At 50.2% G+C, this 12909-nt stretch carries 10 protein-coding genes; 1 reads left to right on the top strand and 9 read right to left on the bottom strand.

Translation table 11 applies throughout. From position 1 onward, the window contains the following. Position 1: 1 nt before the first annotated feature. From JKP77_RS20355 to JKP77_RS20395, 9 genes are all read right to left on the bottom strand, one after another. Entirely contained in the window at positions 2-634 is a 633-nt protein-coding gene (locus JKP77_RS20355) for an NADH:ubiquinone reductase (Na(+)-transporting) subunit D (RefSeq protein WP_218313007.1), read from the bottom strand. 10 nt (positions 635-644) lie between these two features. Further along, complete coding sequence (locus JKP77_RS20360) at positions 645-1409, bottom strand: Na(+)-translocating NADH-quinone reductase subunit C (RefSeq protein ID WP_218313008.1); 765 nt, start codon at positions 1407-1409, stop codon at positions 645-647. Then, complete coding sequence (locus tag JKP77_RS20365) at positions 1399-2601, bottom strand: NADH:ubiquinone reductase (Na(+)-transporting) subunit B (protein WP_218313009.1); 1203 nt, start codon at positions 2599-2601, stop codon at positions 1399-1401. The genes JKP77_RS20360 and JKP77_RS20365 overlap by 11 nt, the downstream gene beginning before the upstream one ends. A gap of 3 nt (positions 2602-2604) precedes the next feature. Then, positions 2605-3945 (bottom strand): Na(+)-translocating NADH-quinone reductase subunit A, encoded by a 1341-nt coding sequence (locus JKP77_RS20370; RefSeq protein WP_218313010.1) that lies wholly within the window; start codon positions 3943-3945, stop codon positions 2605-2607. 591 nt (positions 3946-4536) lie between these two features. After that, a complete protein-coding gene (gene fabV, locus JKP77_RS20375) occupies positions 4537-5715 on the bottom strand; it encodes an enoyl-ACP reductase FabV (RefSeq protein ID WP_218313011.1) in 1179 nt (392 codons plus the stop codon). Between the two features lie 178 nt (positions 5716-5893). Next, positions 5894-6988 (bottom strand): TRAP transporter substrate-binding protein, encoded by a 1095-nt coding sequence (locus JKP77_RS20380; RefSeq protein WP_218313012.1) that lies wholly within the window; start codon positions 6986-6988, stop codon positions 5894-5896. Between the two features lie 13 nt (positions 6989-7001). After that, a complete protein-coding gene (locus JKP77_RS20385; protein WP_218313013.1) occupies positions 7002-8369 on the bottom strand; it encodes a TRAP transporter large permease in 1368 nt (455 codons plus the stop codon). Then, complete coding sequence (locus JKP77_RS20390) at positions 8369-8899, bottom strand: TRAP transporter small permease subunit (protein WP_218313014.1); 531 nt, start codon at positions 8897-8899, stop codon at positions 8369-8371. Before JKP77_RS20390 ends, JKP77_RS20385 begins: the two co-directional genes overlap by 1 nt. A 379-nt stretch (positions 8900-9278) precedes the next feature. Next, on the bottom strand, positions 9279-9899 hold the full coding sequence (locus JKP77_RS20395) for a BamJ family beta-barrel-assembly machinery protein (RefSeq protein WP_218313015.1): 621 nt from the start codon (positions 9897-9899) through the stop codon (positions 9279-9281). 232 nt (positions 9900-10131) lie between these two features. On the opposite strand from JKP77_RS20395, the gene ppc reads away from it, so the two are divergent. Beyond that, positions 10132-12753: a phosphoenolpyruvate carboxylase gene (gene ppc / locus JKP77_RS20400; RefSeq protein ID WP_218313016.1), complete on the top strand. Its 2622-nt coding sequence runs from the start codon at positions 10132-10134 to the stop codon at positions 12751-12753. Positions 12754-12909 lie beyond the last annotated feature (156 nt).

The raw sequence follows: 12909 nt of genomic DNA on the forward strand, positions 1-12909 counted from the left end.
CTTACTCCTTAGGCTCTACTTGCTCTGGACGAATAGTACGGATGAACCACACCATGCCGCCAATCAGGAAGAATGAGCTGAACGGCAGAATTAACAGACCGTTACCCTGATACCAACCACCGTTTTGTACCAGTGGCAGAATTTCAAATCCAAGAATGGTACCGAAACCGAACAACTCTTTGATGGTGCCGATAACAATCAGGATGAAGGAGTAGCCCAGACCATTACCAATACCGTCTAGCAGACTCATCAGAGGCGGACTCTTCATCGCGTATGCCTCTGCACGTCCCATAACGATACAGTTGGTAATAATCAGTCCCACGAACACCGAAAGCTGTTTGGATATCTCATAAGAGTAAGCTTTCAGAATCTGGTCAACCACGATTACCAGTGAAGCGATAATCGTCATTTGAATAATAATCCGTACACTTGACGGAATCTGGTTACGAATCAGAGAGATAAACAGGTTTGAGAACGCCACAACGCTGGTTAGCGCCAGTGACATTACCAAGGCTGTTTCCAGTTTGGTCGTAATTGCCAGTGCTGAACAAATCCCCAGAACCTGCAAGGCGATTGGGTTGTTGTCCAGGATGGGCCCCAGGAGGGCCTTTTTCATTTCTTTAGTATCTGCCATGAAAATCCCCTTATGAACGCCATGCCTGTTTCTTCAGGAACTCGCCAAAGCCCTGTTCACCAGTCCAGTAACGAATGGTGTTTTCCACACCGTTACTGGTAAGAGTTGCACCTGATAGTGCATCCACTGAGTGTGGGTTGCTTGGGTTAGCATTTTTCTTCACGCGGATAGCGACTTCGCCATCTTCGTAAAGCTTCTTGCCGTCCCACTTATCCTGCCATGCAGGATTTTGCACCTCACCGCCCAGTCCAGGCGTTTCTTTTTGCTGATAATAAATCAGCTCTCTGACAGTCTGACCGTCGTTATCAACCGCCAGGAATCCGTACATCAGATCCCACAGACCGCTGCCGTGTACCGGCAGGATGACGCGCGATACGTCACCAGTCTCGTCGCGAACCATGTATACGCTAGCCACGTTTGGACGACGCTGGAAACCCACATTGCTGTTAGTCACCTTCGTGCTGTACTCAGTCTGCTTAGCGGCTTTGTACATGTCGTAGTCAGCTTCTGGTGCTTCGGTAAACTCACCGCTTTCCAGGTCAACAAAACGTTGCTCAACGCGCTCTGCATAAGTACTTTCAATCTGCTTATTGCTCATGCCGGTCTCATACAGACCCGCGGCAGTCAGAATGTTAGTTTTCTTATCCAGCGCAGCGTTAGTTTGTTGCAAAGAACGAAGACCAACGGCTGCACCAGATACAACGATAGAACATACAAGACAGACAGCAACAACGATGCCGACTGTTTTTCCTAAAGACTCTTTCTTAGCCGACACGAGCTACCCTCCGCTTAATATTGCTTTGCGCGACAAAATAGTCGAACAGTGGCGCCCACAGGTTAGCAAACAGAATTGCCAGCATAACCCCTTCCGGGAATGCAGGGTTCAGGACGCGAATCAGTACGGTCATAAATCCGATGAAGATACCGTATGCCCATTTCCCCTTGTTGGTGAAGGACGCAGATACCGGATCGGTCGCCATGAAGAACATACCAAATGCCAGACCCCCAACAACAAAGTGCCAGTGTGCGGGCATCGCAAACATGTAGTTAGTATCGCTGCCAATCATGTTAAGCAACGTTGCAAAGAACGCCACACCTAACGCGACACCGGCAACAATACGCCAGCTTGCGATACGCATATACATGATAAACAAACCACCAATCAGGATAGCCAGCGCCGAGACTTCACCGGCAGAGCCAGAGATGGTCCCAAAGAAGCTGTTCATCCACTGGTCCATATTGCTGTAATCAAGATTACCTGATGCTGCCTGGCTCAGAGACGTTGCACCTGAGTAACCATCTGCTGCAACCCAGACCTGATCACCAGAAATTTGTGCAGGATAAGCAAAGTACAGGAACGCACGGCCAGAAAGCGCCGGGTTTAAGAAGTTACGGCCCGTTCCGCCGAACACTTCTTTGGCGATTACCACACCGAAAGTAATACCCAACGCTACCTGCCACAATGGAATAGTGGCTGGCAATGTCAGTGCGAATAACACTGAAGTCACGAAGAAACCTTCGTTAACTTCGTGCTTGCGCACAGAGGCAAACAGGACTTCCCAGAAGCCACCCACAATGAAAGTGACGGCATAAATTGGCAGCCAGAAGCAGGCGCCATAGAAGAACATACCTAATATGCCAGAATTCGTCAGGTCACCACCTAGCGCGGTAAACAGACCAGCCTGCCACGTATCAGGCAATGTGCCTGCGCCAGCAGCAATGGCTTCACTTGCCTGGAAGCCAATGTTGTACATACCAAAGAACATGGCTGGGAAGGTTGCCATCCATACCATGATCATAATGCGTTTCAGGTCGATACTGTCACGCACGTGTGTGTTGGCTTTGTTTACTTTGCCCGGCGTGTAGAAGATGGTCGCAGCCGCTTCGTACAGCGCGTACCATTTCTCGTGTTTACCACCTGGCTCGAAGTTTGGTTCGATTTTCTCTAAATACGCTTTTAAACCCATGACTTAACCCTCTTTCTCAATCGTGGTCAAAACGTCGCGCAGGATCGGACCATAGTTGTATTTGCCAGGGCATACGTAAGTACACAATGCCAAATCTTCCTCATCCAATTCCAGGCAACCTAACGCCTGAGCACTGTCAGTATCACCAGAGATCAAATCACGCAAAAGCAGCGTGGGAATGATGTCCAGGGGCATAACGCGTTCGTAGTTACCAATTGGCACCATAGAACGTTCAGAGCCATTGGTAGTTGTTGTCATATCGAATTTCTTGCTGCCACTTAAGTGACCTAAGTAGGCACGGGTCACTGAGTGCTTGTCTGAACCAGGCGTGATCCAGCCAAACAATTTCTTCTCGCGACCTTCTTTTAGCAATGAGATTTGCAAATGGAAACGACCTAAAAAGCCGTGAACACCCTGTGCGGTCGTTCCGTTCAATACTGAACCAGAAACCACACGGATATCACCGTCAGTCTGCTCGCTTTCAGTCAGTTCAGCGACGTCAGCACCAAGCACGGTTCGCACCAGACGCGGATTTTTCGCTGCCGGACCGCCAATCGCTACAACACGACGATTGTCCAGCTCGCCGGTGGTTAGCAATGCGCCGATAGCCATCACGTCCTGATAGTTCACAGTCCAGACCTTCTTGCCCTGACCAACCGTATCCAGATGATGGATATGCGTGCCAGTCAGACCCGCCGGGTGAGGACCACCAAACTCTTCAACGTCAACCGCAGCGTTACCGGTCGGTACAGTCGAACCAGCCGCTTTGCACACAAACACCTTACCGCCACTCATTTGCGTCAGTGCATTCAGTCCGTTTACAAAGTCTGATTCACGTTCAGCAAGGATGACAGTAGGATCAGCGGCCAGCGGATTGGTATCCATGGCGTTGACGAAAATGGAATGCGGCACTGAGTCGAGTGCAGGTGATTTGCTGTAAGGACGCGTTCTCAACGCCGTCCACAACCCTGACTCTACCAGAATTGACTGAAGTTGCTCACGTGATGTGCTGGCGATCTGGTCAGCCGCGATTTTGTCGAAAGTAACAGCATCGTCACCGTCGATTTTAACCACTACTGACTGAAGAACACGTTTTGCACCACGGTTAACCTCTACCACTTCACCCGCAGCCGGCGCAGTGAATTTCACGCCAGGATTCTTTTTGTCTTCAAAAAGAATCTGACCTTTTTTCACTTTGTCGCCAACCTGGACGTGCATGGTAGGGCGCATACCCACATATTCTTCTCCCAGAACGGCAACGCGCGTGACAGCTGATCCGTCAGAGATCTGCTGTTGCGGCGCTCCCTCAATTGGGAGGTCGAGACCTTTCTTGATTTTTATCATACGTAATTGCACTACTCTAATAGAAATACCCTTTTGCATGACCGCAGGAATTCTGCCTGTCATCATGCGAAAGCGCACTCTAAACAGGTGTTAATCACCTTTCGCTATTGAATATCCCAATTTCGACAATTCCGGGGACCGGGTTTACCGTCACCCCGTCGGAAAGTCGCTTCTGACGTTTCTTGTTTTTCTATCTTGATAGACGTGTGGCTGGTCGCTAGCTTGTATTATTGTTGTTGTGATGCGTGTTCTGCGCCACTGTCTCGAAGTAAGGCAGATTAAGCCCCTACTTAATTTCGGGATTTTAGCATTAACCTGTACGGTTGTGCCATGCTAATCACAGAGAAACCAAAATTTTTATACTAATTAGTGTAAAAATGACGATACTGCCAGTCTGTACAATGCCTTATCTCCACTTTTCTACCGATAGCCTCTTCATTTTACGCGTCCCCTTATGTTGGTTGGATTGCCTTTGAAGCCGCTATCTGCCTGCAGTAGCGGCCGACTTCAAAAAAGCCGTCGATGACGACGGCTTTTTACAGAAAGGCTTAAGAATGATGCAAACAGGTCTATGGTCGCACTTTCTATAACTTACCAGCTCACTTGCGGATCAACATCGGCATCGTAGTCAACACCGTCAATATCAAATCCGAAGAGTTTCAGGAACTCATGATGATAACCGGCATAATCACTTAGCTCGTGGAAATTCTCCTGCGTGACCTGATCCCACAGCGCTTTTATTTTCGCTTGTGTAGCATCGTTGGTTTCTTTCCCGTCCATGCGGAAGCGGTTCGCCTCATCCAGTGTAGGATTATCGCCATACAGGCAGGATGTAAACAAACCATAGATTTGCTCAATACATCCTTCGTGCGTCCCTTCTTCCTTCATAACCTGATAAATCAAAGAGATGTACAATGGCATGACAGGAATGGCGGAGCTGGCCTGTGTAACCAGCGCCTTCAGCGAGCTTACGTGCGCATCCACCAGCAAATTACTGTGTTTGCCGATAATCGCCGCTGCAGCGCGGTCCAGGTCTTCCTTGGCTTTACCAATGGTGGCCTGTCCGTAAATTGGCCAGGTAAGTTCTTTCCCTATGTAGGTGTAAGCCGTAGTCTGGCAGTTTTCAGCCAGTACATCGGCATCTGCCAACGCATCCAACCATAGTTCCCAGTCCTCACCGCCCATCACTTTGATGGTGTTAAGGATCTCTTCATCGTTGGCTGGCTCCAGAGTTACTTCATGAACCTTATCTTTATCGGTATCATAGGTCTTGGTGGTATACGCCTGCCCAACTGGCTTCAATGTCGACTTATACGTAATACCCGTTTCCGGATCGGTGCGACGAGGTGCAGCCAGACTGTAGATCACCAGATCGACCTTACCCATCTCTTCTTTGATTTTGGCAATCACGTCGTCCTTCATTTCGCTGGAGAACGCATCGCCATTAAGAGTGTCGGCATAGAGGCCGGCCGATTTGGCCTGGTCATGAAACGCCGCCACATTGTACCAACCGGCAGTACCGGTTTTACGCTCGCTGGGCGCTTTTTCAAAACACACGCCGAGCGTGTTTGCACCATAGCCGAACGCGGCGGTGATCCGTGATGCCAGACCGTAGCCTGTAGAACACCCCAGTACCAGCACATTTTTGGGGCCATCACCCAGATCGCCCTGCTGCTTTACGTATTCAATCTGTTGTGCAACCGACTCAGCACAGCCTGTGGGGTGTGCGTTGGTGCAGATAAAGCCTCTGACTTTAGGCTTGATAACCATAACTTACGTCCTTTGCTAATTGTGCGGGTATTGTAATGATGCCTACCGTGATAACAACTCGGAGCAGATAAGACAATCGTCGGATCACGTCAGGTCGCAGGAAACATAATGATAGTAGCGACCTGTTGCCGCATCAGCAACAGGTCCTGGCGCTTGGTGTTACCAGATACTCTTGGTACTATCGGTTATTATAGTACGCCTGCTCGGAAAGCTTATGGTAGTTGCGCACTCCTTCATAGAACGCGCTGTAGGATTCATAGACTTTTTTGAACATCGCATCCTCTGCTGATTTCTGCGCCATGACTTCAGCCGTGGGTTCTTTCAGTGCGTTGAGAACGTCATCAGGCAATGGGCGAACCTTAACCCCGTGCTCGTTAATCAGCTTCTGCATCGCCTGGTTGTTTCGCGCGGTGTATTCGTCCAGCATATCCTGGTTTACGGCTCGGGTAGCCACTTCAACGATTTTTTGCAGGTCCTCTGGTAACGCCTCGTAGGCCTCCTGGTTAACGATAAACTCCAGCGCGGTGCCTGGCTCATGCCAGCCTGAGTGATAATAGTAGTCAGCAGCACGAAACAGGCCGAAGGCTAAATCATTATAGGGCCCGACCCACTCAGTCGCATCAATGGCACCGGATTGCAGTGACACAAATATTTCGCCCCCGGTCAGCGATACCGGCACACCACCAACTGCCTTAAATACCTCACCGCCCAGTCCGGGAATACGCATATTCAAACCGGCAAAATCATCCAGGCTGGTAATTTCGTTTTTGAACCATCCCGCCATCTGCACACCGGTATTTCCACCGGCAAACGGGATCACGCCAAATGGCGCGTAAAGTTCACGCCATAATTCCATACCGCCGCCATAGTGGAGCCAGGCATTCATCTCGGTCACATTCATACCAAACGGAATAGCAGAAAAAATCGGTGCTGCAGGCATTTTTCCTTTCCAGTAGTAGGCACCGGCATGTCCCATCTGTGCGGTTCCCTGCGACACCGCGTCAAAGACTTCAAACCCCGGCACCAGTTCCCCGGCCCCGTACACTGTTACCTGCAGGCGACCACCTGACATCGTGTTGACGTATTCTGCAAAGGTTTCCGGCCCCCTTCCCAGCCCGGGAAAATTCTTGGGCCAGGATGTTACCAGTTTCCACTTGTAGGTTTGCTGGGGGGCATTCGTGGTGTCGGACGGTGTCTTCGCCGTATTATCCGAGCAGGCGGATATCGCTGCCATAGCAAGTACTAACAATGCGGCAATTCCATATTTTTTCATATTATTATTCCGATTAATCGTACAGGGTATCAGGCAACCAGGTTGCCAGTTCAGGCCAAACAGCCAGCGCTATTAATAGCATAATTTGTATACAGATAAAGGGCACGACACCACGATAAATATCGCTGGTTAACACTTCAGGTGGCGCAACGCCCCGTAAATAGAATAGTGCAAAACCGAATGGTGGTGTTAAAAACGAGGTTTGCAAATTCACGGCAAGCATAATTCCCAACCACACCGGGTCAACGCCCATTGCCAGTAAAATCGGCGCAACCAGCGGCACGACAACAAACGTAATTTCAATAAAATCGAGAATAAAGCCAAGGACAAACACTACCAGCATCACCACCAGCATGGCACCGATAACGCCGCCCGGCAGGTTGCTCAGAAAATCGTGAATTAACCGCTCGCCGCCAAACCCGCGGAAAACCAGCGAAAAAATAGAGGCGCCAATAAGAATCAAAAAAACCATAGAGGTGACTTTGGTGGTGTCCATCATCACATCTTTGATTCGCTGCCAGCTAAGCTGGCGCTGCATCAACGCCAATAGTAGTGCGCCAGTAGCGCCAACCCCTGCCGCTTCTGTCGGCGTCGCAAACCCGGCCAGAATCGAACCCAGCACCACGATAATCAGTACCAGCGGTGGTAGTAATGCATTTACCAGTTGCATGCCGGAGATGGCTTGCGGCGCAACAGGTTCTGAATCGCTGGCATCAATACTGCGGCTGCTGGTTATCATGACATAAAGCAAATATAAGCCCACCAGTAACAAACCGGGGATCAGTGCGCCGACAAACAAATCGCCCACTGACACCGTATCGGGCGAAAATATTCCCATGGAAAGCTGAGCCTGCTGAAACGCACTGGAAAGCACATCCCCTAACAGTACCAGCGCGATAGAAGGAGGAATAATTTGTCCGAGTGTGCCGGTGGCACAAATGGCACCGCTGGCAAAAGACGGCGAGTAGCCGCGCTTAAGCATAGATGGCAACGACAGCAACCCCATGGTGACGACGGTTGCACCAACAATTCCGGTGCTGGCTGCCAGCAGCATGCCAACCAGGACAACAGATATTGCCATGCCCGAACGAAAACGCCCCATCAGCGCAGCCATCGCTGTCAGCAGGTTTTCAGCTACCCGCGACTTCTCCAGCACAATGCCCATAAAAATAAATAACGGAACGGCTATCAGGGTTTGATTGGTCAGAATGCCATAGAGTCGGCTTGGCATTGCATTAAGATAACTGGTATCAAATGTATTTGTCACAAAACCAATGGCGGCAAAAACCAATGATGTTCCTGCCAGGGTCAGTGCTACAGGGTATCCGAACAGCAGCACCACGCAAACGCAGACAAAAAGAGCGACGGCCATCCACTCCATCAGCGTGCCCCTCCTTTAAATTGTTCAATATAGCGGGCGATATCACTGAATCCCTGCAGCAGGGTCAGGCACGCAAAAAGCGGGATCAGAGACTTGAGCAAAAACACCAGCGGCAATCCCCCTGCTTCCTGAGAAGATTCCAGTAACTCCCAGGACTTTGCCACATATGGAAAACTGATCACTATCACCGTGACACAAACCGGTATCAGAAAAATAAGCGTTCCAGTCAGGTTGACCCAAGCCTGCTTGCGAGGCGACATTTTTCTGTACATCACATCTACTCGCACATGCCCATCCACCCTCAGGGTATGGGCAATACCCACCATAAAGACCAGCGCGTGCAGATACATCACCGACTCCTGCAAGGCAATCCAGCCCATCTGAAAGCCATAGCGAAAAACAACAATAAGAAAAGTAAGCAACACCATTATGAGGGTGCCGATACTAACCCATCGACACAGCGCGGCATTAACTTTGTCGATGCCACGGTATGCCGGTGAAGGGGTATTTACATTGGAGGGGGTGGACATAGCGACTTATCAGTCCGTTTAACAATCTGTTTACGTTACCTGCTAGGGTAATGACATTTGTGTCTTTTGCCAATCACTCAACCTGACAAGATGCTGGTTATATTACGCAGGCGTAAGTGGAATGCAGCGGCGACAGCGTTTATTTATTTCTGAGAGTGTGTTTTCGTCAGTATTTAATTTTGAGCGTGAATATTAGCTAAGACAGAAAGGCAATGGGTCGCCTTTGATCGCTATGTGTTTCTGGGAAACGGATTCTGAATGCGCTGAAGATAATCGGGTAGGATAGCGTATCTGATGCTATAAGTGCTAAATAGCAAGGCAGGGAAAAGGAAAGAGTGGGCAAGCTTTCTCACCCACTCTGAGTCTTTGGCCGACGTCTTTAGCTAAGTACGTCTAACAGCTCAACGTCAAAGACCAGTGTGCTGTAAGGGGCGATCGCGCCGCCAGCACCCTGCTCGCCGTAGGCAAGGTTATGCGGAACATACAGACGCCATTTTGCGCCTTCCTTCATCATTTGAAGGGCTTCGGTCCAGCCTTTGATAACGCCGTTAACCGGGAATTCAGCAGGCTGACCACGCTCGTAAGAGCTGTCAAATACCTGATCGTTAATTAAGGTACCGTGATAGTGAACACGCACGGTGCTGTCTGCATTTGGCGAGCTTCCCTCACCTTCTGCGATCACTTCGTACTGCAGGCCTGACTCTGTAACAGACACTTCTTCGCGCTCGGCGTTTTTCGCTAAGAAGGCATTCCCTTCTTCAATGACTGCTTTGCTGGCTTCTTCTTTCGCCGCTTGCATGCGCTGATGAATTTCACCGAAAGCGTTACGCAGCGTGTCATTATCGACTTTAGGCTCAGAACCGCCAAACGCGTCCTGAAGACCGGCAACAACCGCATCAATGGCCATGCCATCGAAAGGATTTGTGCGAAGTTGTTCACCCATTTGATAACCAATGCCGTAGCTGGCCTGTTTTTCTACCGTATCGAAGGTATCTGTCACAAGAACTCCTGAAATAAAATTACATATATTGGTTAAGTTTTGCGCACTTGATACAATACGCAACGCACCAATATTTTTCGGGCAAAGAGTGTATCACACCACGAAACATCTTGCCTGACACAAAGTTTCATCCTAACTGAACTAAATTTATAGATTTAAATTATAACTCTTTGGAGTTAGACAAGAACGCCTTGACGAAGTAAGGTGAAAGGCATGCAAGCAGGAGGACGCAATGCAATCACACTATGATGCTGAACTGAAAGATACAGTACGCTACCTGGGAAAAACGCTTGGTGAAACGATCAAGGCGCAACTGGGACAAGAGTGGCTGGATAAGATTGAAACCATCCGAAAAGACGGCAGATCATCCTACCAGGGAGATGCCGACCGCAGTGAAAATCTGAAAGAAATTTTCAAAAGCATGTCAGATGCCGATCTTCTTACCGTCGGTCGGGCATTTGCACAATTTCTGAACCTCGGCAATATTGCTGAGCAGGAATATAACAGTGCAATGAATGTGGACGCATCTATCGATGCGCTATTTGAGCACCTTGATAAGGCAGAGCTAAGTGCGGAGAACGTGCAAAAAGCGGTGTCGAAGCTCAACATTGATTTAGTACTGACGGCGCACCCTACCGAGGTAACCCGCCGCACACTGATCCACAAGCACAAAGAATTATCCCGTTGTCTGAAAGAACTGCATCAGGACACGATTTCAGACGCCGAACGCGAAAAAGTAGAAACCCGCATTGCCGATTTGATCGCGCAAGCCTGGCACACTGAAGAAATCCGCTCTGAACGCCCTACTCCCGTTGATGAAGCACGCTGGGGCTTCTCGGTTATCGAGAACTCGTTATGGGAAGCGGTGCCTGACTTTTTACGCGAGTTAGACGATCGCCTGCAAAAAGACTATTCGGTGTCATTGCCGTTAGATGCCGCACCGGTTCAGTTTAGTTCCTGGATGGGCGGTGACCGCGACGGCAACCCGTTTGTTACCTCTAAGGTCACCGAGCAGGTGCTTTTGCTGGCGCGTAAGCGTGCAGCCAAACTCTTCACCATGGACTTAGACCGTCTGCAGGTTGAATTGTCGATGTTCGATTGCAATGAAGAGCTTCGCAACCTCGTTGGTGATGTGAACGAACCTTACCGCGCGCTACTGCGTCCGTTGGTTCGCCGCTTCGCCGCAACGCGTGACGGCATTGCCGACTATCTGGCCGGCAACTCACCAGATGACAGCGACTGGGTTGGCAGCAATGACGAACTGTTAGAGCCGCTGCTGCTTTGTTACCGCTCACTATGTGACTGCGGCATGAAAGTGGTTGCCGATGGCATTTTGCTGGATACCATTCGCCGCGCACGCTGTTTCGGTGTTCATCTGCTTAAACTGGATGTCCGCCAGGACTCAGAGCGCCATGCAGACGTATTCAGCGAGCTGACCCGCTACTTAGGTCTTGGCGACTACGCGCAATGGAGTGAGGCCGACAAACAGGCGTTTCTGCTGCGTGAGCTAAGCTCTAAACGTCCGTTGTTCCCTGCCAAATGGGACGCCTCAGACGATGTAAAAGAAGTGCTTGAAACCTGTCGCGTCATCGCGAAACACAGCGAGCACGGTTTCGGTATTTATATTATTTCAATGGCCAGTGAACCCTCTGATGTGATGGCGGTACAGCTGCTGTTACAGGAGTCGGGCGTGTCATGGCCGATGCCGGTAGCGCCGTTGTTTGAAACACTGGACGACCTGAACAATTCACCAACCGTGATGCGTAAGCTGCTGTCGATTGACTGGTATCGCGGCTACGTGAAAGGCCAGCAATATGTGATGATCGGCTACTCAGACTCAGCCAAAGACGCCGGTGCTCTGGCTGCAGGCTGGGCACAGTATGAATCTCAGGAAGCGCTGGTTGCACTAGCTGATGAATTTGACGTTACCCTAACCCTGTTCCACGGCCGTGGCGGTACGATTGGTCGTGGTGGTCTGCCAGCACATGCGGCAATTCACTCTCAGCCTCCGGGCTCACTGGACGGTGGTTTCCGGGTTACCGAACAAGGCGAAACTATTCGTTATAAATTCGGTATGCCGCAACTGGCCAAACGTAGCTTAGGTATTTATACCAGCGCTATCATTGAAGCTATGCTGTTCCCGCCACCAGCGCCGAAACAGGAATGGCGTGAGCTCATCACCAAGATGGCTGCCGCAGGTCGCGATAATTACCGCGGCACGGTACGTGAAGACAAAGACTTCGTGCCTTATTTCCGCGTGGCAACGCCGGAACAGGAGCTGGGTAAACTGCCGCTGGGCAGCCGTCCGTCTAAGCGTAAGCCTCAGGGCGGCATCGAGAGTTTGCGTGCTATCCCGTGGATTTTCGCGTGGGCACAAACCCGCCTGGTCTTGCCTTCATGGCTTGGCGTAATGCGCGCTATCGATAAGGTGAAGTCAGAGAGTGACGAGAAAGTGGTTGCAGAAATGTTCTCTGAATGGCCGTTTTATCGTTCGCGTCTGTCGATGCTGGACATGGTATTTCATAAGGCCGATCCGCGCATCAGTGAAGCGTACGATGCCCGTCTGGTGCCGAATGAGTTAAAACATTTCGGTGAGGCGCTGCGAACTGAACTGAAAGACAGCATCGAGTCGCTTCTGGCGCTGACTGGCCAGAAAGGCATTATGGATAACGATCCGTCAGGTAAAGAGTCGATGGAGATCCGCGCCGCGTACCTTCAGCCGCTGCATTATCTGCAAATTGAGTTGCTGGAACGTATTCGTGAAGCCGGAGAAGATGCACACAACACCACGCTTGAGCGCGCCATGATGGTAACCATTGCAGGTATCGCGATTGGTATGCGTAATACGGGGTAACGTTGCCGCCAGGCAACCAGGTCTGAATTAGCAGACTGTCATAAATAAAGGCTGGTTTCGACCGGCCTTTTTTATATTCTGTGTCCCGTCCTGAAATACGTAGACATAAAGAGGACTTCTTTATGACAACTTCAAGTAATCAAAGACCTAAGCGCA

It is taken from the genome of Alteromonas antoniana (genome assembly GCF_019249295.1).
In the GTDB taxonomy this organism is placed as follows: Bacteria; Pseudomonadota; Gammaproteobacteria; order Enterobacterales; family Alteromonadaceae; genus Alteromonas; species Alteromonas antoniana.